Below are 26468 nucleotides of genomic sequence, written 5' to 3' on the forward strand. Positions count from 1 at the left end.
TCATGGTCGGGATTGCCGGGTTTTGGTGGTCGTGGGGAGGCCATCGCTCTGCGGCGCGTGTCTGACCTTGCGACCACAGCTACCGCTCGACAGCTTCGACCAGGCGCTGATCTTTAACGCGAGGGTCGGGGGATTTCTCTACAAGCGATGACCATGGTCTTTATCTTATCTCTTGGCAAGAACAAGTGCTGTTTCCTTCGATTGAAAACGTGCGCCGTTAACTTGACGCGTCCCCTTCAGGTGAGCCCTTATGGCGGTGCGCCGCACGGGATCCAACAGATGAGCCGAAGCGGCAAAGTGAGGGGAGGGGAAACGTGGTGACACTGAGGGAATCTGCGTTGCAGGCAAGACACTGGCTGGTCGAGGGCGAACCGATGTCATGGCGCCGTGTCTTCGCCGGAAGGGCGGACCAAGCCGCCCCCGCGCGCAAGTTCGCCGCCTACATGCTTGCGGACACGGGTCGGGCCGACGACGCCGAGTTGATCGCATGTGAACTGGTCAGCAACGCGTTGCTTCACTCACGGTCCGGAGAACCGGGCGGATGGTTCGGTGTCGAGATCACGCGCCACAGCAACGTGCAGATCGCCGTCTACGACCTAGGGGGAAAGGGAACGCCGCGCTTCCCAGACGCCATCGCAAACGAGTCGAGCGAACGTGGTCGCGGACTGCATGTAATACGCAATCTCGCGGCACGGATAGGAGTGCGAGGTAGTCCGGAAGACGGTCATCTCGTCTGGGTTCTTCTCGACATTGAACGACAAAGCTCATGACCGCTGCGGAGGCATATCCGGCTGCCGGATTGGCGTGGTTGCCGGCCCGTTGGTCGCACTGGAGATTTCTGTGTCCAGCCGAGTTGGGGTGCAGTGCAAGGAAGTAGGTCATTATCCGACCAGAATGGGTGGCCCCTATGCAGGGTGATGCTGGCCAGCCGGTTCCTTCCTGAGTAGAGGGATGGCTTTGAGGAGTTGACTCATGCCCCTCAAGGAACGCGGTTGGCGGCTGGACGCTTCTGGACGTGGGTGCTCGGCAGAGGCTGGTTGCTCATCCCATCCCCTTGCGATTGGAGGATAAGCCCGACATTGCACCGTCCATCCAAGGGCGGTGTGGTTCGCAGCAGCTCACCTGTTAGGGCTGATGTGCAGTCCATCGGTGGCGGTAGCCGCCGCGTCCTAGGTAAGGGCTGGTGAGGACGTGGTGAATGGCGGCCCAGGTCATCAGCGTCTTCCATGGGACAGGTTGAAGCTCACGGATCGCATGGGTGAGGGCGGTGTTGTAGGTGGTCAGCGCTGTCCGAATCTGGTGGTCGGGGATCGGGCCGTGTGTCATGGCAAGGGTGACGATCAGTTTGGCCAGGTCGTATCCCAGCGGCGCCAGAGTGACGGTGTCGAAGTCGACCAGGACGGGGCCGTTGGTGCTGATCAGGAAGTTCCGGGGGTTGCTGTCCTTGTAGAAGGCGGCGGGTCCGGCCAGCGTTTCGTCAAGCGCGTTCATGGCGTCCGAGAGAGACAGCGCTGGTTCGGGCACGGCTCGCTGGGTTAGCAGGCGGATGATGGCGATACGGCGGTGCGAGACGAAGTCGGGAATGGTTACGCCTGTGGTGGTGTGGTGGGGGCGGTCCAGCCGGGCCCGGTGCAGCTCGTGTTCGTAGGCGACGCGGTGTAGGTCACCCAAGAGACAAGCGAGTGCAGGAAGGTCCTGGGGGCGGGCGTGGACTCCGGCGATGTGCTCAAACTCCAGCTTGTGAGGGTGTGCCACGAGCAGCCTAGGGACGGGCGCACCGAGGCTGGCGAGCCAGGCGTGGTGTGCGGCGGCTGTGCGGCATCTCGCCGTTCCGTCTGGGCTGTCGGGGTAGTGCTTGGTCCAGCGCCGAGGCTTGGCTGTCATGACGGCTGCCTGGCAATGACGTAGGTGATGGTGGACGTGGCGGTCAGGGGGGCGTTGCCTCGGCGGCGCCGTAGCTGCTCCGCCAGTTTTGTTGGGTCGGTATCCAGCGGCGGGGGGAGCTGGTACTTGGGGACGGTGACCAAGTAGTCGGCCAGGTGCGCCGCGTCTCTGAAAAGGAAGACGTGTTGGTCATGAAGGACGGCCTCAACCGTCAGCACATTGCTGCACAGGGCGGGGAGGCGACGACTGTCCGCAGCCGCGTACAGGCTCGGGCGGGTGGTGGCGCCAGAGTCCAGGCCCGTGACAGTGAGAAGATGATCGAGCTGGTGATAGCTGTCGGCAGACTTGGTGACCAGCACCGCGACGCTGCCGGGGCGCAGGCAGCGGGCGATCTCGGCCAGGACATGCGCGGGAGCCGGCGCGTGATACAGGCTGAACACCGCGGTGACGGCGTCACAGGAAGCCGCAGCTAGGGGCAGGGAATGGAAATCGGCCTGCAGGTAGCCGACTTGGGCCTTGTCTGGAGTGTGTCGGTTACGAGGCAGAGAAGTGGCCAGGTGGTGCCGAGCGGCGTCCAGCATGGTCGGTGAGGCGTCGACGGCCAGCAGCCGCGCTCGTGGGAATCGCTGGGCGATGACACGAGTGGGGCGCCCGGTGCCGCAGCCGAGGTCGGCGATGAGCGGAGCCGGGTGATCGGTCAGATGCGGAGACTGGCGGGTGAGCAGGTCGGCGACCATGTTTCCGACATGGGCTCCGCGGATCTTGGCGGTCAGCAGGGCGTTGCTGCGCCGCTGGACGCGGACGCGGTCGGCGTACAGGGCAGGCACCGTGTGTGGATCGGTGAACGGGTTGCTGCCGTTCGAGGACTTAGGCGGCATGGTCACCGCCGTCCGTGCACGCCGGAGGAGGAGCGGGCTATGTGAGTTGTTCGACGAGCCGGTTGGCGGCGCGCCGTGAGCGGACGATGTGCACCTGGGCGTGTCCGGCGTGTTCGGCGATCAGTGCGCGGACTCGGGGGGCCATCTCGCGGCGGTAGCCCCAGATGTAGCGAATGAAGCCCCAGTTGATGTTGTCGTAGACGCCGTCGTTCTTGTGCTGGCCTCCGCGATAGCGCCAGCGGCGCTGGGCTATGCCCCACAGGCAGGTGATCGCGGGCAGGTCCAGGAAGATCACGTGGGTGGCGCGGCGAAGCCGGATGGGGAGTGTGCCGGCGTAGTTGCCGTCGATCACCCAGCTGTCCGCTGCGACGAGTTCTTCTTGGATTTGCGCGAACTTGTCTTGTGGCAGCTTGTTCCACTCGTCGTCGTAGTAGACGGCGTCCAGGTGGATGATCTCGGTGCCGATGCGCGCGGCGAGACGGCGGCCGATGGTGGTCTTGCCGGACCCGCCACAGCCGATGATCGCGACTCTTTTCAGCGGTTGCGTCGGGCTGGGCTCCATGGAGGTTGACGGTACCGGCTGCGAGGCCGTGTGTCGGTCGGGCACGCCAAATGCTCGGCACGATCTCCGCTGTCCTTGCCGCAGTGTCGGACGCGGTCATCGTGCAATCCATCCGCCATGTGGGGCCGTGCTGTGATACAGCAGGTCGTTCAGGGTCTCTAGCTGCGTCGACAGTCGGAAGATCTCCAGGTGGCGCAGGCAGCGGCCGATGAGATCAGCGTGGCCTGTGCCGCCTGCGAGCGCGGCGAGGTTGTCGAGGACATGGCGGACGTCGGCCGCGTCAGTGATGATGAGCTCTTCTGGGACGACCTTGTCAGCTGAGCGGAGTTCGGACGGGGTGATTGGCAGGCATCCGGCCAGTACCGCCTCGAAGATCCGCTGGGTGAACTGGCCACGCGCGGCGGTCCGGTCGGGGGCCAGCAACACAGTGGCCAGGCTGCGCCGATACAAGCGATCTACCTCGGGAAAAGGGATGCGGCCGATGAAGTGGACGTGGGGCCATCGGTCGGTGGTGGTCCACTTGCCGGCGACCAGGTGATCGACCTCGGCGGCGGCAGGCGCGAAGTAGCGGTCGAACTGCCGGTCGCGGTCGTACTGGTTGCCAATGTAGACGAGCGGCAGGTCACGGTGGAGGGCGGCAAGTCGGTGTGGGTCGGCGGTGTTCAGAACGTTGTCGTTGATCGGGAACAGCAGACGGGCTGCGCCGGGCCCGGGGTGCAGTGCGGCCTCGCAGACGGTCACGTGTGGCGCGTGCCGCAGCGAGGCATCGGTGGCGAGCTGAAGATCCTTGTCCCAGATCAGGGTAGGGATGTGCCGGTCGCGGGTGTAGTGGGCCAGGAGCTCGGCTTGGCGGTGCAGGTCGCACGTGTGGCCGGGGCTGCCGCAGGTGGTGGTGTTGCGGCCTTCGATCGGCCAACGCCATTCCAGCATCAGCGCGTCCACGTTCGGAAAGCCGCTGTCCCAGGTGTAGTGGTCGCGCAGGTCCTCGTCGGCCTCGTCCAGGTCACGGTTGGCCTGAAGGAAGACGACTTCGTGGCCGAGGTCGGTGATGATGCCGTCGATAAGGGTGCGGCGGTGGCTGCGCCCGCCATCGGGGGTGTCCGTGATTCCCGCGCCGAGGAAACCCCAGAAGCTGTAGCCGATTCTCATCACTCGGCCTCCATGTCTGGTTTGAAGTCGGCGCCCGATGACGGAGCGCTCTGCGCAGTGGCGGTGAGCGGGGATACGTTGGAGCGTGCGGTCTTGGTCACCCACCACTCGCCGATCAAGGCCGCGTCCAACCCGGATGCTGTCAGGCAGTCCAATGCCTGGTCGACGGTGCCGCAGATCGGTTTGCCCTTTACGTTCAGCGAGGTGTTGATCAGTACCGGGTGGCCGGTGATGGCGGCGAACTCGGCCAGGATCTCGGCCAGGAGCGAGTTCTGCTCGTGCGTGACTGTCTGCACACGAGCCGTGCCGTTGACGTGCACAACCGCGGGGACCGTCTGCCGGGCGAGGTCGGTCACACCTGAGGCGATCGACATGAACGGCGACGGCTGGGCGAGGGTGAAATAGTCGCTGGCGTGGTCGGCGAGTACGACGGGCGCGAATGGCCGGAATGGCTCTCGATACTTCACCGTGGCGTTCAGCCGGTCCACAACGCCGGGCGTCAGCGGTGACGCCAGGATCGAGCGGTTGCCCAGTGCACGCGGCCCAGCCTCCAGCCGCCCTTGGAACAGACCGACGATCTGCCCATCTGCGAGCCGCTGCGCGATCAGTTCGGCGGGCTCGGAGAGCCGAACCGCGATCAGCCCCGGCCGCGGTTGGCGAGACAGCCGTACCTCGTCGTAGCTGGGACCGAGATAACAGGCTCCTGCGACGCCGGACGGGAGACGCCCGGTGAGCGTTCGATGCAATGCCAGGGCCGCACCTGCCGCCGTACCTGAATCCCCGGGGGCGGGCGGGACGGTGACCTGCTCGAACTCGGCCTGCTGGCAGATCTTTCCAATGGCTACACAGTTCATCGCGACCCCGCCCCCGACCATCAGCACCGGCTCGCCGGTCAGGGCCCGCGCCAGCCGTGCAAGGTGCACCATGACGTGCTCGATACGCTCCTGAAGCGCGGCGGCCAGATCCCGGTGGACCTGTTCCACTGGGGCGTCTGGGGCGCGAGGTGGGCAGGTCGCGGCGATAAACGCCTCGCTGACGCGCGGCCACGCCCGTGACAGCACCCGCAGCGGGAACCACCGCACGTCCACACGAAAGCCGCTGGAAGTGAGCGGGATGGCCTGGCGGAACAGGTTTCGAAAGCGGGCCGGGTCGCCGGTGGCGGCCAGCGCCATCACCGTGCCTTCCTCGTCACCGCGTCGCCAGCCCAGGTGCGCCGTGACGGCACCGTAGACATACCCGAGGGAGGCGGGATCGTTGACGGTGAGCAGGCGACGCAGGTGCAGGCGCCCGTCGGCGGCACGGCGTGCGTGGGTGATGGTGGTGGTCGCAGACTCTCCGAGGCTGTCGACTACCAGCACCGCCGCCCCGCGTGCAGGGGCGAGACGGTCGGCACCAGCGGCGAGGGCGTACAACCCGTGCGCCAGGTGATGCTCCACGCCGGTTATGGCCGCGTTCGGGAAGCAGCGTGCGAACTGGGCGTACCGCTCGCGGGCCAAGACGTGGACGCGAGCGAACGAGCGGGCGCGCGGCAGGGAACGCCGCATTGTGGTCGGGCACAGCAGATGGGCCAGTGAGGCGGCGGCAGCCGTCAGGTAACGGCGCGGGTCGAAGTTGTAGGCGACGTGCGTGACCTGGCTCGGCGACAGGTTCGCCTCATCCAACAGCCAGGAGATCGCCTGCTGTGGGTAGGCGCGGGTGTGCTTATCGCCGTTGAGGCGTTCTTCCTCTACCAATCCCACCAGGCGCCGGCCCGCGATGAGCGCGGCGGCAGAGTCGTGCGTGCCCGAGCACAAGCCGAGCACCACCGGCTCCGTGGGGGCGGCCGTAATCGCGTTCATGGGCGGTCACTTTCCGGGATCGGGTCGGGCAGGTGTTGGGCGGCGCGGTCCAAGTGCTCGTACCAGGCGAGCAGTGCTTCACCCAGCGGCCCGCCAGTGGCATGGGCCAAGCGGTACGCGTCGTCGTGGTCACCGCCACGGCGGATGCGGTAGCTGCGCATCACGGCCGCCGCCTTGGCCCAGCCGGGGTGATCGAGGTCGCGGTCCTCGATCACCGCCTGCAAGAGCGTGTCGAAGTCCTGCCATGGCACGCTCAACTGCGGCATCACCGGGCTCGGGCGGACCGCGAGACCCGTCAGCAGGTCTTGGGCGGCAGGCAGATGCTCGTCGTAGAGATGCAGCGACATGACGTGGTGGTGGTAGGTGCCCAGTTCCGCTCCCACCCAGCTGGCCATCAGCTCATGCAGGACGGTGTCGGTGAACAGGTCGTAGCAGAAGCCCAGCCACAGGTCCTGGCTACGCATCGTGGTGTGCAGGTCCAGCCGTCCGTCGCGCAGGATGAACTGCCATCCGAGCGTGCACGGCACGTCTTTGTTCCCCTTGTGGTCGCGGAGCGGGTCCCACAGCTGTACCACTGCACGCCGTGATTCCGGATCGTCCAGCAGCAGACGGCGGGCCTGATCGAGCTGGTCAATGCGCCCGGCCCAGGCTCGCAATCGAGGGCCGTAGGCGCCGCGCAAGACGTGGTCATCAGCGAACTGTCGCAACCGCTGGTTGTAGGTGTAGATCCATCCGTCGTCCACTCCGGCCAGAATCCACACTGTCTCCGCCACCGCGAACGCCGCGTTGATCACCCGGACCGGCGGGGCGCACACCAGCCGCCGTCGCGGGGAGGTCAATTCCAGATGGACGTCAACGACTTCCCGCGTGGACAGGCCGCGCGGCGCAGAGGCGGCCCCTTGTTCCACGACGACCGCGACGGCATCACGCCACAGTTCGGTTGCCGAGTCATTGGTCAGCGCGATCATTGCGTGGCCCCTCCGCGCGAAGGCTCCGCCCTGCTCGGCGCCGCCCCGGACCAGTCGGGCGGTGCGGATGGGGCAAACATTTTGCGAAGGTGCTGCCACTGTCGCCGCAGGCCCTCGTCCAGCCCGACCTTCGGGAACCACCTGAGCACCAGCGCGGCCCGGGTCAGGTCGGCGCGTGTGGCGGCGGCATCGCCCGCTCGGTCACCAGTCTTCCGCAGCGGCACCGGTGCGCCGACCAGGTCTCCGATTCTCTCGGCGACCTGCCGGAGCGACGCCGCGTCGCTTCCGGCTGCGTTCACGACCAGGCCTTGGCCCGCGTCCAGTGGCGCGGCAATCGCCGCCAGGGTGGCCTCGACCAGGTCGGAGACGTACGTCCAGGTGTGGGGTACGGTGCCGGTCCCGTACAGAGGAAGCGGCTGCCCGCTGACGGCGGCGGTGAACATCCGGTTGATCACCATTGCCGGACGGCAGCCTGGCCCGAATGCGGTGAAGAACCTCAGCGCAACAACGCTCATCGTGGAACGCGGATGTCGGGCGTAGGCGAGTGCCAGTCGCTCCGCCGCGAGCTTGGCCACGCCGTACGGGGAGGTCGGCTCGGTCGGCGCGTCCTCACTGACCGGCCCGGTCACACCCGGCCCGTACACGTGGGAGGAGGAGGCCAGGACCACCCGAGGCACACCCACCAGCTGACATGCGCGCAGTAGCCGTTGCGTGCCCAGCACCGACGCTGCGTGGTCGGCGAACCCCGTATCCCACGAAGCGGCCACATCGGTGGCCGCCGCCAAATGCACCACCGCGCCGACCTGTGCCAGGAGCCCGGACAGCTCGCTCAGTTCCATTGTGGTCAAATCGGCCTTAACCTGGCACAGGCGCGAATTGACGATCAACGACGCTCCGTCATTGGGCTCGGGGCAGCGTGTGTCCACGCCGATCACCGGCACGTTCCGCTCCACCAACGCCGCGCGCAGGTGCCGACCGATGAACCCCTCCGTGCCGGTCACCAGCACCGGCCTCGACAAGGTCGTCGACGTGGGCGGCAACTGCGAGAGAAGATCAGAACGCTCCACCATGGGGTACCGCCTCTCCGGTCCGAGGGCGCAGAGGTGATCTCCGCAATCGGATCCCAGGACCTCACGCCTCATAGACAAGCCCGACGACAGGTCCGCCCGACAGTGGTGCCGATGGTGCGGACCTGAGCCCCCTGTAGCGGCCAGTAGTGGCCTGGTAGCGCGCATAGCGAACCGGTAGTGGCCATAGCTCACCAGCATCAGCTCGTCTACTGTCGCCAGTACCGTGTCCAATGTGCTGCGGAGGAAGCGCCGCGCGGAGCCGGTTGCGCCACTCATGGAGGTCCCATGCCTGACGCGCCGCTGAAGGAGCTGCTGGCTACGATCGGCATGAACGGCGAACGTTTAGCCGGACGAGTTAACGCGCTTGCCGAAACGCTCAGGCTCCCGCAGCGCGTGCATCCGAAGACCCCTTACAAGTGGATCCAGGGGCAGACGCCGAAACCCCCCTGGCGATCGCTGGTCGTCCAAGTACTCAGTCAGGAGCTGGGCAGGACCATCACCGTCGAAGAGATGGGCTGGCCTCCTGACGAGCCGGACACCGTACCTGCGGCCGCCGGTCTACAGACTCCATGGACTGCGGCGGGGACCTTGCGCGCACTCCGTGCGGTCACCCACGCTGGCCTCATGGACCGGCGCCACTTCATGATGCTGATGGGCACAGCGCTGACCGCACCTGCCCACGAATGGCTCATCGCTCACCCCGCACAGGCCGCCGCACGCGCCGCTGGTTCCAATGTCCCGATCAGTGTCGTCGACGACCTGGATCACATCACCGACCGACTGCGCCGCATGGACGACCAGATCGGCGGCGGGCAACTCCTCAGCCTGATCCACGAACACCTGCGGTACGTCACCACCCTGCTGGACGAACACAGCTACACGGCCACAGTCGGCCGCCGCCTGCACGCCACAGCCGGCGAGCTGCTGCGCCTGGCCGGATTCGCCGCCTTCGACGACAACCAGCACGCACGCGCTCAGCGTTACTGGATCGCCGGACTCCACGCCGCTCACACTGCTGGTGACCGCGCGCTGGGCGCCAACATACTCGGGTTCATGTCCTGCCAGGCCAAAGACCTCGACGGCGGCCGCGAGGCAGTGATACTCGCCGAAACCGCCCGCAGCGCCTACCCCGGCGCCAGCCCGAAGGTCAGGGCCATCCTTGCGCTCCGCGCAGCCGAAGCCAGCGCCAACGACCAGACCGCTACCGCTACCCGCCGCGCCGCCACCACGAACCGCGCGATCGACGCCGCCTTCGATGCCCTCGCCGACCAACCAACTTCCACCGGAGATCCCGGGTGGAGTTACTGGATGAACCTTTCTCAAGCTCACGCGCAGGCCGGCTACTGCCACATGAAGATCGGAGACTACCGCCAGGCGCGGTTCCACCTCCGCCGCGCGCTTAAACTCCAAGACTCCACATACTCGCGCGAACGCGCCCTACGGAAGTTTCTCCTCGCCACCACCTACATCAAACAGCAACAGCCTGACCTCGACGCCGCGTTGGCCCAGGCGAACGAAGGAGTCGCCATCCTCAGCTCTGAGGTCAACTCCGCGCGGTGCCTGGGCCATCTACGCCGCTTCGCCGACGCGTTGACCCCGTTCCGCCGGTCCGCCCCGGCCAAGGACTTCCTCGCGCAATCCCGAGCGCTCATCAACAGCCGTCCGTAGCCGATCTGGTACCGATGTCGGCAAGCGGCCCACACTCGCGATCGGAGGTCCTATACGGCTGGCGACAATCGGCCCCTGACCCCACCGGATGGGACGACTACGAGCTGCTCAGGGAGCTGCCATGCGAAGTGTCGATTGGTGCGCGGCGGCACCCGGTGCGCTCTCCTGGCGCGGCTCGGTGATGAGCCCTACCGGGTGCCGCCGTGTTCTCATCTCCTCGCAGGTCACAAGATCCTGTCGGGTGGGGAGAGCTTGGGGACACCGTTGTTAGGCAGCATGTGCTCCACTCCGACGACGATGCATACGACTCCGTAGGGCGAACATGGCCGCTGCGTCCAGGTCTGCAGGCAGGGAACTCATGTGACGGTCCCGTTCAGTTCACGGGTGAGCCTGTCGATGCACCCGGCGACATCCTCGACACGTGCGATCGGTGACCCGTCGGCCAGCCAGCAGAACCACCAGCCGCCGTTGCGGTAGTCGCAACTCACGTTGACTGCGCGGCGCGGCTTTCCGTACCGCGAGACGTTGACCCAGGACACTCCGCGTTGCTGGACGAGGCGGCCATCCATGTCAGGGCGGACCTGGATGGCCGCGTGGAGTGCGGCCAAGTGCTCGCGTCTGCGGTTGTGCGGCGTCGGCCGGTCGGTGGTCGCCGCGTGCCTTCCCCTGTCAAAGCTCATGGTTCACCTCACTTCTCAGATTGCGATTGCCGGTGGAGGCGGCGCGGTCAGTGGATTGGGGGGACGATCCCCGACGGCGCCGCCTCCACCTTCCTTGCTGGGCCGCTGGTCTTCCCACAACGGCCCTGCCCGGTGACACGTGAAGTCCCGCGAATCTCCACGGGTCACCGAAGCCCTTTTCAACTCGTCTCGGGCTCGACGGCTCCCGGAAGAGCAACTGGCATTGCGTGTCCTGACCGCTGGAGGCAAGAACGGTCATGCCTGGTTGCGGTGAGCAAGGTGCACAGAGCGTCGACAGCCAGTTCAAGATCGGGGTACAAGGCGAGATAGACGCCAGCGCCCTTCTCGTACCACCACTCGGCTCCGCCACCACGCGCCACAGTTATGGTTTCGTCGCAACGCGGCGCCTGTTCCGAGCACACTCTCAAACGAGGCGGGTTCTCGTCGCACTGCCTTAGCAAGGTCCAGTCGCGACGGTGCAGTACCCGAGCCAGCCGGTCCAGCCGACGCCGAGCGGTCCATCGCGCCCATGCCGAGCCCAGCGGCGGCGCCTGCGTTGTGCATGCGGCAATGGCGTCTTGCGCTGCCCCGCCCCCGGGCCCCAGCCGGGAAATGAGGGAGTTGAGCGTGCAACTCATAGCCGCCACCTGGCCCACACGACCTTGCCGGTGGGGTAACTGTCGCACCCCCACTCGTCGCTGTAGGACTCCACCAGGTAGAGCCCGCGGCCGGCCTCGTCGTCCAGGTTTGGCTGTCGCGCCTCCGGAACATCGGGTGACGAGTCGCCCACGGCGATCTCCAACTGGTCGCTGCACATTGACAGGCGCATCGTGATGTGAGTGCTGCGGTCCGCATGCCGCACCGCGTTGGCGAGTAGTTCGCAAGCCACCTGTTCCGCGTCTGCGGCACGGTTCGCTGCCCCCCAGGCGCGGACACGATCGGCCACGTCACGGCGTCCTCGAGAGACCGATGCCGCGTTGGGCGCGTAGAGGAGTAGCGCGGTCAGCGGGTTCGGTCGTTGATCAGTGGGAGTTGCCTGCATCTCGTGTGACATGACGGATCCTCGTGGCGGGTTGTGTGTGTCTCATGACAGAGAGTCGCGATGGCGGGGTAGGTTGTCACCCTGTTCTTGGTAAACCTGGTAAACGCTGGTAAAGGGGGGCCGCGGCATGCCCACGAACCCGTCCCCGGATCCACGCCTATCGATGTGGGCGTGGATAGCCCGTGACCTGCGGCTTTACCGCAAGCGGCGGGGACTGTCCGGTGACAGTGTGGCCAGGCTGCTCAACGTGGGGCGGTCGGCCATTTCCAGACTGGAGAACAATCAGGAGCATCTGTCGCCGGAGCAGGCGGAGATCCTGGACGAAGCATGGAACACCGGAGGGCACTTCAGTCTCTTGGTGTGGTATGCCGCAAAAGGTCACGATCCTGACTGGTTTCGGCAGCACGTGGAAATCGAGAGGCAGGCGTCGATCATCAAGATCTGGGAACTGGCATGGGTTCCCGGACTGCTCCAGATCGAGGACTATGCACGAGCGTCGCTCGCGACCAGCGGAGCACGGAACGTCGAGGAGCAGGTGGATGTGCGGATGAAGCGTCAAGCCCTGCTCGCAAAGGAACCGCCTCCGATCCTCTGGGTCTTGATCTGGGAGGCCGTACTGGAGGTGCCGGTTGGCGGACCTCAGGTCATGGCACGCCAGCTCCGGCATCTTCTCGACGTCTCTGAGAGTCCCAACATCAACATCCGGGTCGTCCCCAAGATGGCTGGACCTCACCTGGGGCTGGACGGAGCTTTCAAGCTGATGACGGTTCCTTCGGGAGAGGTGGCGTACGTCGAGGCGCCAGGCCCGCTGCCGCAGGCGGACCAAGCCTTCGTACCGGGGGGAAGACTGGTAGTGGGCGCGGCAGAGGTGCGCACCTATGCCATACGGTATGACCACATTGGACAGGAAGGGTTGCCCCCCAAGGAATCCCGAGAACTGATCATCCGACAGATGGAGGCCATGCAATGAGCGCTCCTGCAGGTGACCTCGCCTGGCGCAAAAGCAGCCACAGTACCGCACAGGGCGGTGACTGCGTGGAGGTTGCCAGCTTTCCCAAGGCCATCGCTGTCCGGGACAGTAAGGCCCCCGAGCGGGGGTACCTGACGCTGTCGAATGAGGTCTTCGCCGATTTGGTCGCCCGCGTGAAGCGAGACGAGATGGACATGTGACCCGAGTGTGCCAATCAGCGACCCCTCCCAGAGGGGTCGCTGTCATTTTGGTCGAGCGCAAGCCGTAATAGGAAGGGTGCCAGACGGCCTTCGATACTCGGGTTGCGTTGGAAAGCATCAAGGGGATGTGTGGAAGGGGTACGGGTGGCGACGCGGTAGTCAGAGCTTGCCGCTAGCGCTGGATGATTTCGTCGCAGTTGTTGGCGTACTAGCGCTGCCGCTTACCACAGGGAGTGCGCCCTAGTTCACCTGACGTTGGAGCAAACGGTTAAGACAAATGCCACTAGAAAGCTGGCGGACTGCAAGCGCCGGCTCACCAGTACCGGGCCGCTCTACATCCGGGTCGATTCCGTCGAGGTTGCCAAGTAAAGCGCTGGCGCCGAGCAGGAATGCGCGCGGTTTGAATCCGAGCAACGAAGCATCAGGAGCTTCGAACCGGCCAGGATAGAGGAGATCACTTCTTGGTTGCGTTGGCGGGCTGGCTCAGACCGCGGCCACCACCGACCCGATCTCTATTGGGAGCCAGGGTGCAAGACCTCCTACTACCAGAAGCAAGTAGTGGAGGCCCGAGTTGTGTCGGACCCCACATGAGCGAATGGTTTGTGTCCCAGGAGAGGACGACGTGAAACTCGCGGTAGGCGTTCCTAACGTGCCGCGGTGCCACTCGGGCGGCCATGTGGTAGACCGCTCGGTAGACCGCTTATGAGCGACACCCTAAAGCGGTGGCGTTCCTGCAGGTACTCGGCACCCCTAAGGGGGCCACTGGGAGGTCCGACTATCACCAAAGGGGATACTGAGTAAGCAGCGATAGTGCGTGGCCGGCCAGCCGTGCCGGGCTGAACGCGCCTTCCTGTGGCCGCATGTAAGCTGCGACAAGAGGTGACGGCCAGCCGCGCGAGTTGTGGACGAGGCTCTCAAGTGTGCGGTGTCTGACAGGTTGTCGGGCCAAGGCTGAAGAGGCTGTCTTGAGTAGAGGCGCGAACGCTCTAGTAGCTGCGCCGGTTTTGGTGCAGACTTTATGTAGTGGCATTTGTTAGTGCAAGGAGGGAAGCAAGTCCAGACGTTCAGGTGACGCAAAAACTAGGCGGATGTCCTTGCCAGTTGGTGTCGGGGCGAGTCACAGTCGAGCTGCAAACACAAGAACGGTGTCGGAAACCCGGCTGTCGAAACCTGGAGGGAAAACGACATGACTGCTGTCGACATTCGCCCGACCGCCATCGCGGAAACGTGCCACAACGATGACACGGGAAAGCAGGACGTCGCTGCCGCATCTACATCCCACCCGCGTCCTTCGGGCGCCGGAGCCGTAGTTTGGGAGGCGCTGAACGACGCTCCCGGAAGCACGGTCGCCGCCATCGCCGAGGCGACAGGTATCAGCAAGGCAACCACGGCACGGACGCTGACGACCCTGGAAAAGATGGGTCACGCAACCCGACTTCGTGGCACCCGCAAAGGCGGCAAGCGAACCCCGGATATCTGGCACCCCGTCACCGTCGCCATGACCTCTGAACACGCTGACACTGACGACAAACCGAGCACCGCAGAGAAGCCGGCTCAAAGGCCCAGCGGCGATTTGGACGAGCCTAACGCCGGCCACGACCCTGGTTCTGGCGAGACGGCGGAGACGCAGGACATCGCTCAGTCCACCCCCGAAACAGAACTGGACGCAGCTGCGGCGGCCGAGGCGCGCGAGGCCCTGTCGACCTTGGCCGCCGCAATCAACGCGGCTTTGAAAGCTCTCAATTCCGGTAACCGAAGCGAGGCGCTTACAGCCACCGAAACGGTCTACAGCGGTTCCGCGAAGGCGCGGCGTCTGGTCCGTGCTGCGGTCAACGGACGGCCGCGCAGTTCGTCCGGCCGGGTCCGTTGCCTGCCCGGTGAGATGCGCGCCAAGGTGGCCGCGCACCTGGCCGCACACCCGGGAGCCGAGTTCACGCCACACGAGGTGAGCAAAGTCATCGGTCACTCGGCTGGTGCCGTTGCCAATGCCCTCGACCGCCTTGTGAGCACCGGCGAGGCCGAGATGACGTGCGAACGTCCTCGCCGCTACACCGCCGCCCGCCCCAGCCAGGACGCGGCCGCACTGCCGGAGAGGACCACGGCGTGAGCACCGGGCGGGCGACCGGGACACCGGTGCCCGCCCCGCCCCCACCCAAGGCCGCCGCTACCACGTGCTTCGGAGAGCCACGATGACTACGACTGTTCCCGCCGCCACGCCGTCGCCTACTTCCAGCGGCACCGCGGCGCCTGCCGCAGCGACCAGCCGCACCCGTACTGGCCGACTTGGCCAAGGTGAACTCCGCCGCAGAGTCGCCGTTCATCTGGCAACCCACCCTGGCACGGCGTTTACCCCGGGCGAGATCGCCCGAGCCCTCGGCCGATCGGCCGGAGCCGTGGGCAATGCCCTGGAAACCTTGGCCGCACGGGGCCATGCAGAGCAGGTCAACACCAAGCCGCGTCGGTTCCGCGCCACGGCGACCACCACCAGCGCCACGGTTAGCCCCAGTCCCACAAAAGCCACTCCGCATGCGTCGTCCTCACCGCAGGCCACCCCGTCCACCACGGCGACGCCGCACACATCAGCAAGCTCGCCATCGAAGGAAAGCCTGGCAACCGGCACCACGCACAACCCGGCCCCGGTACCACGCCCGAATGGCCAGACCTACCACCCGCGGCAGCTGGCCGACCTGCCCGACGTGACGGCCCTGCGCCGCCTGCGTGACGCGTCCATCCCCGCGCTGTTGTACGGTCCGCCCGGCACTGGCAAGACGTCCCTGGTGGAGGCGGCCTTCCCCGACCTGATCACGGTGGCGGGGGATGGGGACACCGCCGTCGCAGATTTCATCGGCGAGTACACCCAGACACCGGGCGGCGGCTATGAGTTCGTGTACGGACCGCTGGTCACCGCGATGACCGTAGGCCGATGCCTGTTCATTGACGACGCCACCCTCATCTCGCCGAAGGTCCTGGCCGTCGTCTATCCCGCCATGGACGGCCGACGCCAGATCACCGTCAAGACGCACAAGGGCGAAACGATCAGCGCCGCCGATGGCTTCTATGTGATCGCCGGGCACAACCCCGGCGTACACGGTGCAGTGCTCACCGAAGCGCTGGCCAGCCGGTTCGCCGTGCAGATCAAGGTCTCCACCGACTACGACCTGGCCCGCAGGCTCAAGATCGATTCCAAGGCCGTCAGGGTAGCGCGCAATCTGGCCCACCGGCAGAACTCGGGCGAGATCGGTTGGGCGCCCCAGCTGCGCGAGCTGATCGCCTTTCAGAAGGTCGCCAGTGTCCTCGGCACCGATGCGGCCATCGCCAACCTTCTCGGTATCGCTCCCGAAGAAGACCGCGACGTTGTCGCCGAGGTCATCAGTTCCATCTACGGCCGCACCATCGCCCCGCTGGCCCTCGGCCACCAACTCTGACCCACACGCGCCACTACCGGAGGGGACGACAACATGACGGCACACCTGATCGCCGCACCAACCCCGACCGCCGACCCGCGCGGCTCATGGTTGAAACTGTCCGCCGCCCTCACTGAGGCGGTCACTGACCTGGCCGACCGCGAAGACCTTACAGTCACCTGCGCCCCAGGACTCGGACGCGGCGCCCCGGGATGCTTCATTCCCGCCCTGGCCACCGTCGAGCTGGACGGCACACACCTTGGCCACGACCCCGCCACCTGCGACCCATCCCGCCCGGCCGATCGCAACCGCTACCCCGCGTTGTGGGGTGTCCTCGTCCACGAAGCCGCGCACGCCCGCCACAGCTGCTGGGCCACTCCCAACGGAACGCCCGCCGCCCATGTAGACGCTGCGATGACCCTCGAAGAATCGCGCATTGAAGCCGCTCAGATACGACGCCGCCCCGCCGACCGGCGCTGGCTGCGCGCGGCCGCCAGTCACCTCGTCCTGGCCGACTTCACCACCGCCTCCGGCGGCCCGGCACCGTCCGCCACGGCAATGACCCCGTGGAACGCCGCCCGCGCCGCCGGACTCCTGCTCGCCCGCACCGACGCCGGAATCCTCGACCACGACGAAACCGCCGCGCTGGCCGCCACCATCACCAAGATCCTCGGAGCCAGCCGCCTCAGCGCCCTCGCGGCCCTGTGGCACATCGCGCACATCACCGCCGACGACGACCACGAGACAATGCTCGACCTCGGCCGCCGTTGGTGCGCCATCGTCGGCACCGACCCCGACCAACCCGCACCCACTCCCACACCAGGCGCCACGGGCGAGTCCGAAGAACCCTCTGCGCTGGCCGAAGCGATCACGTCTACCGTGACCACCGTTACGATCGCCGAGACCTCCCGCAGTGCCTCGCCCGAACCCAACCCGCGCCAGCGGGAACGGGACGCGCGCGACGCCGCCGAACGCGCCGCCCGCCGCGTCTTCGGCGCAACCCACACCGACACCGGCCGCCGCGGACCGACCGCCATCAAACGCACCCGCCCGCCACGCCCCGACGAGCAGGCCGCCGCCCGCCGCCTGGCCCGTCGGCTACGAGCAGCCGCACACCGCGAACGAACCACCACCACCCACACCTCCGCCACCCCACCCGGCCGCCTGCGGATGCGCGAGGCGTTGGCCGCCGACGCCCAGCGAGCCGCCGGCGTCACCCCGACCGCCGAACCATTCATCAGGACCGTCCGACGCCACGTCCCCACACCGCCCCTGCGCGTCGGCATCGCCTGCGACGTCTCCGGCTCCATGAACGCCGTCGCGACCCCCGTCGCGTCGGCCGCCTGGATCCTCGCCCGCGCCGCCGCCCACGTCCCCGACGCGCGCTCGGCCACTGTCATCTACGGGGCGAAGGTACGGCCGATCACCCGCCCCGGCCGGACCCCGACCCGCGTTGCCGAGTTCACCGCGACCGACTCCACCGAAGACTTCATCGAGGCCGTAGAAGCACTCGACGCCGCACTTGACCTCAGCCGCCCCGGTGCCGCCCGCCTCCTGGTCGTCGTCTCTGACGGCATCTACACCACCCACCAACGCACCGCAGGCCAGCAACGCATCAACCGCCTCACCGCCGCCGGGTGCGCCGTCCTGTGGCTCGCCCTCGACAAGCGCGCACACCCCATGAAGGGCACCCAATTGGTCACCCTGGCTGACCCCGCCACGGCCGCCGACACCATCGGCCAAGCCGCCGCCCAAGCCCTCCGCAACGCCTAATCCGCGTTCCGGGACGGGGCCGCCCAACCTGCATGCCTCGCCCTCCGTATCCGCACCACGCCACCCGCAGGGCAGCTGCCCGAATGTGGGGAGATATAGCTTTACCCGGCCGACCCAGCCTGACGTGCGCTCCCCCGTCCACCCCCATTGCGTGCTGATGGCTACTGACCGAAGAAATCTTCCTCGAGTCGCTGCTTTGCATTCTCTGCTAGGCGACATTCGCTTCGATGTCGACAAGTTGTGCACGGCTCAACGAGCGCTTTTCGCTCATGCTCGTCTTCGACGATTGCAGCACACGTCATGTCGAAAGACATCCATCCGCTCGGCCAGTTGGTCGAGTGTATCGCCCCACCAAGATTTACTGCTTCATGAAAATCGAATTGTGTTGCACGGGCGCGATTGAATCGTACCCCTTGGTGGAAGGCAACGGACTCGAAGTGTCCCAAAGGGCCGAAGTTTGTGTCAACGAAACGCACATCACCTCTAAAGTCGCTTCCTTCGAACGTCGCACCATCACAGAAATTGGCATTATCAAAGATTCCTGTATCATTCAATAGTATCATCCTAAATGATGCCTCTTGCGTGTGGTGCGAATTGCCGAAGTTGGCTATTCCTTTGAACTTTGACCTGCCAAAACTGCATTCCAGGAATGAGGATCCGCTGAAGTCTGCTCCGTCATTGAATTGGCATCTTGCGAAATACGTTTGTCCTGCAAAGGTTGTGTTGGAAAAATTGGCATGGTCTACGAAGATGGTCTCTGAAAAGCTTGTTTCGCCATCGAGGTGGGCGCCGGGGAAGTCCAGCTTTCCTATTTGGGCGCCTTCAAGTTGGAAGTCTGTCAAACGGGCCCCGTGCAGATCTAGATTCAGATTTGTCCACTGATCGCCTTGGCGATCAGCGCCCAATAGGGTAAGAGGTCCACTGAGTTGGCGGCACAGCACAGCCTGGACTTCCTTGCGAAACGTGGCATCGTGCGAGTCGGTGGGGCAGCGTAGAAGGGTGCAAAATAGGTTGATCACTCGTTGGCGCATCTTTGGATACAGTTCCCCGATGAGCTCTACTGTGTCGAGTGCTGGTCTCCAAGTCCGATCGTTTCGCTCGGTGAGTGCATATGCTGCGCTCTGGAACTGTGCGAGAATGTGTGAGCTGCTGGCGGCGTTAGGAAATCCATCGAGAGTTGCAGTAAAGTCTGTTGCTGCATCTTCGGTTCCCTCCTCGGTGGCGCCGTGTGCTGCAGAGTTGTTAGATGGCCGCTCCTTCGGCTTCTCCTGAGTTGTGGGCGGAGTGGAGGAAAAGGGCCAGTCAATGATGGTCGTCTGGATCCTCATGCCAGAGAGATGCTGTCGCAGCATTGTCTCTGTTACTTTGGCGCCTGAAGTGGCATAACGGCGGGAAAGATTTTCCAGGGCCCTGAATAGGTCGTTGGCTGCAGTCACGCTGCCATCGGGGACGATGTTCCGTAGGCGTGCGACAGTAAAGCTCGCATCAGTTTCATCCACTCCTTCTAGTCGAAGTTCCCTCACCCAAAGAGCGTGCAGTATACGCCAACTCAGCTCAGCTGTCTCGATTGAGGCCGGAAGCTCTTTCGTCTTGTCGGCGGCCTTTTTGGTCAGTGCATCAAAATGGGTAAGTCTGTCTCGAACATCCTGACTGATTCGTCCGGGTGTTGTGACTGCAGTGCGGAAGGCTGCATTATCGGGCTGATCTCGCGCGATGACAGCAAGTTCACGGATCTGTTGGACAGCTTGATTGGGACTGGCTACAGCCAAGCCAAGGCGCCAACGACCAGCGGAGACCTCTTCCCAGTTAGCGCTGACCACTCGTAGGTAAGACACTAGTAGGTCAGCAGTAGGTGCTTCGCTTCTCGTGAACTTCGGTGCTCGACGTACACCGATTGACAGCCATCTTTCGGCACCGTCGGGGGTGCGGCCGACCGCAACCAAGTCATCTACGGGGCTAGAAATTTTGTCTTGAAAGCGTATGGATATAGGATCTGCATCTGCGCCCAACTCGGGTATGGGATCACCTATGAGAAGGTGACTGAGTAGAACAGCACCGTAGCGATGTTCCAGGACGGAACCGCCTCCGCCCGTTGAGTATGGGCTTGCCATCTGCTCCTGCCCGTGCCGCTTGACCATGCCGACACCATATAGCGACGGGTAACCTCCTGCGTTCCTGTCCGGATGGGGGGCGGCCTGCGAGAAGGCGGCCGCGGTTTCGGAACGGCATAGGTCACCGGTGCGTGGTGGGACGGGAGAAGCCGATCAAGGTGCGGCGGTTGTAGGACTGGATCTGGACGACGGTGCCTCGGTGTGGGGCGGCGATCATCTTGCCTGGGGCGATGACGATGCCGACGTGGCCGGGGTTGTCGGGGGAGGTGCCGGGGCCGGAGTTGAAGAAGACGAGGTCGCCGGGCTGTTCTTGGCCTTTGGGGATGTGGGGTGTGTGCTTCCATTGGTCGCCGGAGACGCGGGGGAGGGTGATGCCGGCGGCGCGGTAGGCGGCGAAGGTGAGGCCGGAGCAGTCGAAGGCGTCGGGGCCTTCGGCTCCCCATACGTAGGGCTTGCCGAGTTGGGCATGGGCGTAGGCGACGACCTTTGCCGCGACGGCGTTCGCCGGTAGGGCGGGCGCGGTGCAGGCTGCCGGGGGTGCGGTGGCGCCGGGGGCTTTGGCGTAGGCGCGGGCTTGTGCGAGGACTTTGGTCACGTAGTCGTGGGAGTGGTTGTAGCGGAAGATCGCTGTTCGCAGTTTCTTGGGGGCTCCGTTGTGTTTGAGGTAGCGGGCGGCTGCGGGGATGGCGTCGGCGGGGTTGTAGCGGTCTTTGCGCCCGTCGTGGTCGCCGTCGACGCCGAAGGTTCGCCAGGTGGTCGATAGGAACTGCATGGGGCCTCCTGCTCCGGCGTGGTTTTCGCCGGAGCGGATGCCGGGGAGGCGGGATCGGCCGTGGTCGGATTCGGCCTTGCCGATCGCGGCCAACACCTCCCATGGCACGCCGTACTTGGCGGCTGCCTGACGGTAGAGCGCTAGGTAGTTGCCGGGGATGTCGGCCACCGCTCGGCCGGGCGGGGCGCAGGACGCGGGGAATGTGTCCTGGCGGGAGGTCATGGCGCCGGTGAGGCCCGCGAGCAGGGCGACGATCAGGAGCAAGGTGACCGCAAGCGCACCGAGGAGGATGTTCAACGGGTCACCTCTCGCCGGGGTGGGCGAGTTCTTCGGCGTCGGCGAGTTCGGCGAGTCGGAGGCGGGGGCCGGGTGAGGTGAGCGGCAGCCACAGTGGGCCGACTGGGCCTTGTGGGTGAGTGAGCGGGGTCTGGACGGCGGTTGCGACGGGGACTGGGCGGGGTTGTTCGGTGAGGTGTGTGCGGAGGTTGGCTTCGCGGGCGGTGCTGGGGAGCCAGAAGAGCACGATGGTTGAGATGCCGCTGGATTCGGCGAGGGCGGTGTAGCCGTCGAGCTTGGCGGCGACTTGGGTTAGGGGTTCGCTGCCGGTGTCGTGTTCGAGGAAGAAGTCGAGTCCCGCTTGTTCTCCGCGGGCGTTGGGTTCGATCCAGTGGCCGAAGGCGTCGGGGCGTACGAGGTCGCCCCACAGTGCGGCGCAGCGGCGTTGGGACCACCATGCGGCGAGCTGGGTGCCGTCGGTGCGTGTCCGGGCGTGGCGGTGGAGGGCGGCGAAGAAGTCGTTCACGCCGACCAGGTGGCCGAGCTGGCGGGAGTGGCAGACACTGAGTGCGGTGGTGCGGCGGTAGCCCAGCTCGGCAAGGTCGATGCCGCGTTGTGCGGCGAGGACGTGGGCGCCGGCGGGGCCGAGGACCCAGTGCCAGGGCAGTGTTCCGATCGGGGTCCAGGGTTGCATGCGTTCCAGTGCCGCCATTCGGTACAGCTCCAGGAGCCGGTGGCGTGCTTTGGTGGCGCTGGAGAAGAAGATGGCGGTGAGCTGGTGGGTGGTCAGGACGCGGTGCTCCCAGACCAGTTCGAGGATGTCCCGGTCGCGGTCGGTGAGGCGGCGGGCGAGGTCGGCGAGCAGTTCGGCCGTCACCCGGGGCGGTGGGGTGGTGCTGGGCTTGCGTGATCTGGTGGCGGGTCGGGTCATTCGCGCCTCCTCGGTCGGTTGGGTGCGGTGCTGTGGCTCGTCCGGTGACGGGGGTCGGCGAGAAGGCGCTTGGTGCGGGGTGTCGTGGGGGTCGTGGGGCGTGTGGTCGGGGTTGACCAGCGGCGGGCGGCTGTTCGTACGGCGTCTTGGCGTCCGGGGGTTGCGGGTGGGAGGGGGCGGGTGCGGAAGGTGAAGGCGCGGGTTTGTTCGGCGCCGGTGACCAGGCGTGCGGCGACTTGGTAGGCGCCGAGGTGGGCCAGGTCATGGGCGGACAGCAGGGGTGTGACGTGTCGCGCCAGGTCGGAGGCGTCTTCGGGGGAGGCGGCGAAGTAGAGCTTGTTGCGGGCGTCGGCAGACAGCGCCTCACGCAGGTCTTTGGGGAGTTGGGTGAGGTGCTGGTGGGCCAGGACGAGGGAGAGGCGGTAGCCGCGGGCCTCGGCGAGCACGTCGGCGATGGAGCCGGGCAGGTTGAGGAAGTTGTGGCACTCGTCGACGTAGGCTGCCGCGTCCGGGCGCTGGTCTTCGGGGACGTTGGCGCGGCGGGTGACGGCCTGCCAGGTGTGGGCCAGGAGCAGGGAGCCGAGGAGGCGTGCGGCGTCTTCGCCGAGGACGCCTTTGGGGAGGCGGGCCAGGATGATGCCGCCGGAGTCGAGGTGCCGGCCGATGTCGACGGTGGATTCGCTGGAGGAGAGGGCGTCTCGGACGAAGGGGCGGAGCAGGACGGCGCGGAGCTTGTTGAGGACGGGCCCGACGACGGCTGCGCGGCTGGCTGGGGAGAGTTGGTCGTAGTCGGCCCAGAAGCCGGACAGCAGTTCGTCGTTGAGCTGGGCGGTGATCCGGGCGCGGTACGGGGTGTCGGTGAGCAGGCGGGGGACTTGCGCCAGGGTCGCTTTGGGGCCGTTGACGCGGGTGAGGGTGAGGCAGGCCGAGCGCATCAGATCGTCCAGCCGGGGTCCCCAGGCGGAGGAGAAGCAGCGGCGGAAGATCGTGATGATCGAGTCGACGGCGAACGCGGGGTCGGGGCCGGCGAGGACGTTCACTGATGGAGGCGGTGCCGCGTCGGAGGGGTCGAACAGGACCGTGCGGTTGACGGCCTTGGACGGGAGACGGTCGAGGACGTCGACGATCAGGTCGCCTTTTGGGTCGATCACCAGGGCGCCTCTGCCTGCTTCGGCGTCGGAGAGGATCATCGAGGCGAGCAGGGTGGACTTGCCGACGCCGGTTTCGCCGAGGACGTGGACGTGCTGGCGCGCCGCCTCGACGGAGAGGGCTACGGGACGCGGGTGGCCGGTGTCGGCATCGCCGAGTATCCGGACGTTGCCCGAGGAGGGGATGGCGGGTGAGGGTGCCACCGGGCGGGCTCCGGCGCGGGTTACTCCAGGCGCGTCGGGGTCGAGGGGGAGATGAGCGAGTGCCGCCAGCTCGTCCGCCGACAGGAGGAAGCCGCGGCCCAGTCGGCGGGAGGTGAGGTGGGCGGCGGGGCGGTGGAGTCTGCGGCGTTTGAGGTGCTGGTGTGCGGAGCTGTAGAGCGCGAAGGTGGAGGCGAGGGTGTGGGCGTGTCCGCGTAGCCAGCCGCGCGCGGCGGCTTCGGGGCGGGAGTCGGTGGCGACAGCGTAGCGTATCTGCGCTTCGAAGCGCGGCTGGGCGGCCTTGGTCAGGATCGCGCGGACCTGGTCGGCGCGTTCGGGATGCATGCGTGTCAGCTCGTCGGCGCGGGAGTAGCCCGACATGCCCGGGCTGATCAGATCGAAGAGCCACGCTTGGGGCGCGCGGGAGCGTCCTCCGCGCAGGGCGGCTGCGGCTCGGTGGGCGCGCGCGAGTCGGCGGCCGGTGACCGGGCGGGCCAGGATCTGCACGGCGGCGTACTCGCCTTGGCCGAGGCCCGAGACCGCCGAGAGCAGTGCCCGCAGCGGGTCGGCGTCATGATCGCTGGCCAGCGGGAAGTGCTCCGGTCGGGCTGGCACGAGGCAGCCGCCGACCGAGGCCGCGGATACGGGGATGGGCGGTGTGGCCGGTTCGGTCTTGACGGTGGCACCCGGCCACGCTGCCCGGACCGTCTTCTCGACCATGCCCGGCGGCACCGTGCCGGGCACCCAGACCTGGATCCGGACGCCAGCGGCGTCGGCGACGTACTCGAAGCCGACATGGGGTTGACCGAGCAGCAGGCGTTTCCACGCGGGGCGGAGCAGTCCTGCCTGGTGAGCCCACCATCCTGAAGCGCTGGACGGCTCTACCACGGGTGGCAGGGAGATCTGAATGACGCGGGCGCCTTGCCTGAGCCTGTTGCTCCGCCAACGCCAGACCAAGGACCGCGCGCCGTAGAACCCGGTGCTGCTGGCGAATGTGATGGCCGCGAGGGTGGGGCCGTGGTCCGCGATGAGGTCAATGAACTGCTGCGGGTTGTCCAGCAGGTCGGGTAGGACGTGGGCTGGCCTGGTCACAGTGGGTCTGCCTCGTCGTTCTCGAGGCCGGATGCTTCGAGTTCGGCCAGTTCGGCGGGGTTGGTGGTGACGAGATTGTGCTCGGCGGGAGACGCTTCGCTGTAGAAGGCGGCTCGGTCGCCGGCGGTTCCGCCGCACAGCAGGCCCTCGCCTCGGTCGGCGGACAACAGGAATGCCTTTTCGCCGTCGGAAAGGTTGAAGGCGTCGGCAACGGCTTGGATGGCCTGCGGGGATTGCCGGAGCAGGACTTGAGTGGCGGCATTGGACACCACAGCCTGTCCCAGTTCGCTGGAGAGCAGGTCGGCGGCGTCCTGGGTGACGACCGCTAGCCCGGCCCAGTGCTTACGAGCGGACTTGGCGAGTCGGTAGAGGAACTTGGCACCTTCGGCTTCCTTCATCAGCAGCCACGCCTCGTCCACCACGACCAAGCGCTTGCGGCGGTCGTTGGGGTTGGCGACGCGCCGCCAGATGGCGTCCAGAGCCAGCAGCACCCCGACCGACTTCACCTCGTCGGGCAAGTCCCGGAGAGAGAAGACGATGAGGTGTCCGTCCGGCTTGGTCGTCGTCGGACCGGCGAACAGACTCCGATAGGAACCGCTGACGTAGGGCTCCAGCCGTCCGGCCAGCTCAACCGCTTCGGAGCCGCTGTCTTCGTGGAGCTGTGCGACGAGGTCGGCAAGCAGCGGAGCGGGGCGTTTCCAGGTCCGGGGGTCGGCGGTGATGCCCTTGGCCGCGTAGGCGGCCACCACTGCACGGTCCAGGGCCGCGCGAGCGTCGGAAGCCAGGGGCTCCCCGATCATCGTGGAGACCAGGGTCTGGCAGAACAGCGCCCGGCGGGTCAAAGCGTCTTGGCCGTGCGCTGCGGGAAGGTCGAAGGGGTTGAAGCACTCGCCCTCGGCGCCCAGTGGCAGGCGGGTGCCGCCGACCGCCTCGCACAGACGCCGGTACTCGTCCTCCGGGTCCACGACGGCGACTTCGACGCCTTGGTAGAGCAGCCGGAGAAGTTCGAGTTTGGTGAAGTAGGACTTGCCGGCGCCGGAGCGGGCGATGGTGACGGAGTTGTGGTTGTCCTGGGCGAAGCGATCCCAGACCACGACGCCGGAACTCGAAAGGTTCAGCCCGTAGAGCACGGCGGTATCGCCGACGGGGGCGGCCAGGTCTGGGGAGACGAAGGGGAAGCTGGCTGCCAGCGCGCTGGTGTCGAAGGTCCGCCGCAGTCTGAGGGGATCGGTGCCCAGCGGCAGGGTGGTGACCCAGCCTTGCAGGGCCCGGAACGTGGTGGGTTGCGCGTCCAGCAGCAGCGATGCCGCCAGGGCGCGGACCTGCTGGACTTCGCCGTCGAGGGTGTCCTGGTCGGGGGCGTGGACGGTCAGGTAGAGGCCGACGCGAAACAGCTTTCCGTGGCCGCGCGCCAGCGCGGCGGACAGTTCGGCTGCGTCGTCGGCGGCGGCTTCGGCGGCGAAGTCGGTCAGCCGCCCGGCCTGGGCGTCGGAACGCGACGAGGACTCCAGCCGGGCGAGCTGACGGCGTAGCCGCTGCACGGCGACCATCGGCGGGATCGGTTCGATGTGCAGGGAAAGGTCCAGATGACCGGGGTAGGTCAGCAGGGGTTCCAGCCATCCCGCACCGACCTCTCGCGGGTAGCCGGTTATCGCGAAGGACGCGCACATGCCTTCGGGGAGCTGAACGCGCCGAGAACCGACCCGAAGTGCTGACGGCCCGAGAAAGTCGGCCAACCGTGGTCGGTGCTGGACAGCGGGACGGCCGAACCGGGACAGGGACGAAGGAATCTTCATCGAGACACCGCTTCCATGCTTGGCGGGACTCCTGGCCCACGTGGCGTAGTGGTGT

Annotated in this window: 21 protein-coding genes; 7 read left to right on the forward strand and 14 right to left on the reverse strand. The window is 66.4% G+C overall.

Annotation, left to right across the window (positions count from 1 at the left end):
- Positions 1 to 314 precede the first annotated feature (314 nt).
- Positions 315 to 770 (forward strand): ATP-binding protein, encoded by a 456-nt coding sequence (locus tag AR3_RS29680; protein WP_106259266.1) that lies wholly within the window; start codon positions 315 to 317, stop codon positions 768 to 770.
- A 355-nt stretch (positions 771 to 1125) separates the two neighbouring features.
- On the opposite strand, the gene AR3_RS14730 is transcribed toward AR3_RS29680, so the two are convergent.
- The 7 genes from AR3_RS14730 to AR3_RS14760 form a co-directional block, all read right to left on the reverse strand.
- Entirely contained in the window at positions 1126 to 1884 is a 759-nt protein-coding gene (locus AR3_RS14730) for a phosphotransferase (RefSeq protein WP_083951520.1), read from the reverse strand.
- Positions 1881 to 2762, reverse strand: coding sequence for a class I SAM-dependent methyltransferase (locus AR3_RS14735; RefSeq protein ID WP_227023393.1), 882 nt, complete (start codon positions 2760 to 2762; stop codon positions 1881 to 1883). Before AR3_RS14735 ends, AR3_RS14730 begins: the two co-directional genes overlap by 4 nt.
- A 37-nt stretch (positions 2763 to 2799) precedes the next feature.
- Positions 2800 to 3324 carry a P-loop NTPase family protein gene (locus AR3_RS14740; RefSeq protein WP_217998552.1) on the reverse strand — a complete coding sequence of 175 codons (525 nt, stop codon included), beginning with the start codon at positions 3322 to 3324 and terminating at the stop codon, positions 2800 to 2802.
- 96 nt (positions 3325 to 3420) lie between these two features.
- The gene (locus tag AR3_RS14745) at positions 3421 to 4473 is read right to left on the reverse strand and encodes a glycosyltransferase family protein (RefSeq protein ID WP_067914597.1); all 1053 of its coding nucleotides are present in this window, start codon (positions 4471 to 4473) and stop codon (positions 3421 to 3423) included.
- Positions 4473 to 6311, reverse strand: a complete 1839-nt coding sequence (locus AR3_RS14750) for a carbamoyltransferase family protein (protein ID WP_083951522.1) — start codon at positions 6309 to 6311, stop codon at positions 4473 to 4475. Before AR3_RS14750 ends, AR3_RS14745 begins: the two co-directional genes overlap by 1 nt.
- Positions 6308 to 7279 (reverse strand): thymidylate synthase, encoded by a 972-nt coding sequence (locus AR3_RS14755; RefSeq protein WP_067914559.1) that lies wholly within the window; start codon positions 7277 to 7279, stop codon positions 6308 to 6310. The genes AR3_RS14750 and AR3_RS14755 overlap by 4 nt, the downstream gene beginning before the upstream one ends.
- Entirely contained in the window at positions 7276 to 8349 is a 1074-nt protein-coding gene (locus AR3_RS14760; RefSeq protein WP_067914561.1) for an NAD-dependent epimerase/dehydratase family protein, read from the reverse strand. Before AR3_RS14760 ends, AR3_RS14755 begins: the two co-directional genes overlap by 4 nt.
- Before the next feature lie 285 nt (positions 8350 to 8634).
- Here AR3_RS14760 and AR3_RS14765 point away from each other — a divergent pair, with 285 nt between their 5' ends.
- Positions 8635 to 10017 (forward strand): NsdA family TPR-like regulatory protein, encoded by a 1383-nt coding sequence (locus AR3_RS14765; protein WP_106259264.1) that lies wholly within the window; start codon positions 8635 to 8637, stop codon positions 10015 to 10017.
- A gap of 356 nt (positions 10018 to 10373) precedes the next feature.
- Here the strand turns inward: AR3_RS14765 and AR3_RS14770 are convergent, their stop codons facing one another.
- Positions 10374 to 10697 (reverse strand): hypothetical protein, encoded by a 324-nt coding sequence (locus tag AR3_RS14770; protein WP_067914563.1) that lies wholly within the window; start codon positions 10695 to 10697, stop codon positions 10374 to 10376.
- Between the two features lie 634 nt (positions 10698 to 11331).
- On the reverse strand, positions 11332 to 11751 hold the full coding sequence (locus tag AR3_RS29685; RefSeq protein WP_083951524.1) for an ATP-binding protein: 420 nt from the start codon (positions 11749 to 11751) through the stop codon (positions 11332 to 11334).
- 151 nt (positions 11752 to 11902) lie between these two features.
- Here AR3_RS29685 and AR3_RS14780 point away from each other — a divergent pair, with 151 nt between their 5' ends.
- From AR3_RS14780 to AR3_RS14800, 5 genes are all read left to right on the forward strand, one after another.
- The gene (locus tag AR3_RS14780) at positions 11903 to 12709 is read left to right on the forward strand and encodes a helix-turn-helix domain-containing protein (protein WP_067914566.1); all 807 of its coding nucleotides are present in this window, start codon (positions 11903 to 11905) and stop codon (positions 12707 to 12709) included.
- Entirely contained in the window at positions 12706 to 12909 is a 204-nt protein-coding gene (locus AR3_RS14785) for a DUF397 domain-containing protein (RefSeq protein WP_067914568.1), read from the forward strand. The genes AR3_RS14780 and AR3_RS14785 overlap by 4 nt, the downstream gene beginning before the upstream one ends.
- A 1186-nt stretch (positions 12910 to 14095) precedes the next feature.
- Complete coding sequence (locus AR3_RS14790) at positions 14096 to 15016, forward strand: MarR family transcriptional regulator (RefSeq protein ID WP_083951526.1); 921 nt, start codon at positions 14096 to 14098, stop codon at positions 15014 to 15016.
- Positions 15017 to 15302: 286 nt separating this feature from the next.
- A complete protein-coding gene (locus AR3_RS14795) occupies positions 15303 to 16334 on the forward strand; it encodes an AAA family ATPase (protein WP_227023390.1) in 1032 nt (343 codons plus the stop codon).
- A 33-nt stretch (positions 16335 to 16367) separates the two neighbouring features.
- Positions 16368 to 18086, forward strand: coding sequence for a vWA domain-containing protein (locus AR3_RS14800; protein WP_067914572.1), 1719 nt, complete (start codon positions 16368 to 16370; stop codon positions 18084 to 18086).
- A gap of 161 nt (positions 18087 to 18247) precedes the next feature.
- Here the strand turns inward: AR3_RS14800 and AR3_RS29690 are convergent, their stop codons facing one another.
- The 5 genes from AR3_RS29690 to AR3_RS14820 form a co-directional block, all read right to left on the reverse strand.
- A complete protein-coding gene (locus AR3_RS29690; protein ID WP_083951532.1) occupies positions 18248 to 20224 on the reverse strand; it encodes a pentapeptide repeat-containing protein in 1977 nt (658 codons plus the stop codon).
- 94 nt (positions 20225 to 20318) lie between these two features.
- Complete coding sequence (locus AR3_RS14805; RefSeq protein WP_067914574.1) at positions 20319 to 21266, reverse strand: C40 family peptidase; 948 nt, start codon at positions 21264 to 21266, stop codon at positions 20319 to 20321.
- A gap of 4 nt (positions 21267 to 21270) precedes the next feature.
- Positions 21271 to 22176 (reverse strand): replication-relaxation family protein, encoded by a 906-nt coding sequence (locus AR3_RS14810; RefSeq protein ID WP_083951528.1) that lies wholly within the window; start codon positions 22174 to 22176, stop codon positions 21271 to 21273.
- Entirely contained in the window at positions 22173 to 24140 is a 1968-nt protein-coding gene (locus AR3_RS14815; RefSeq protein WP_245637888.1) for a DUF8128 domain-containing protein, read from the reverse strand. The genes AR3_RS14810 and AR3_RS14815 overlap by 4 nt, the downstream gene beginning before the upstream one ends.
- 473 nt (positions 24141 to 24613) lie before the next feature.
- The gene (locus AR3_RS14820; RefSeq protein ID WP_067914578.1) at positions 24614 to 26353 is read right to left on the reverse strand and encodes a VirB4 family type IV secretion system protein; all 1740 of its coding nucleotides are present in this window, start codon (positions 26351 to 26353) and stop codon (positions 24614 to 24616) included.
- Positions 26354 to 26468: the final 115 nt, after the last annotated feature.

The sequence above is a fragment of the Actinomadura rubrobrunea NBRC 15275 genome (assembly GCF_001552235.1).
GTDB classification, from domain to species: domain Bacteria; phylum Actinomycetota; class Actinomycetes; order Streptosporangiales; family Streptosporangiaceae; genus Spirillospora; species Spirillospora viridilutea.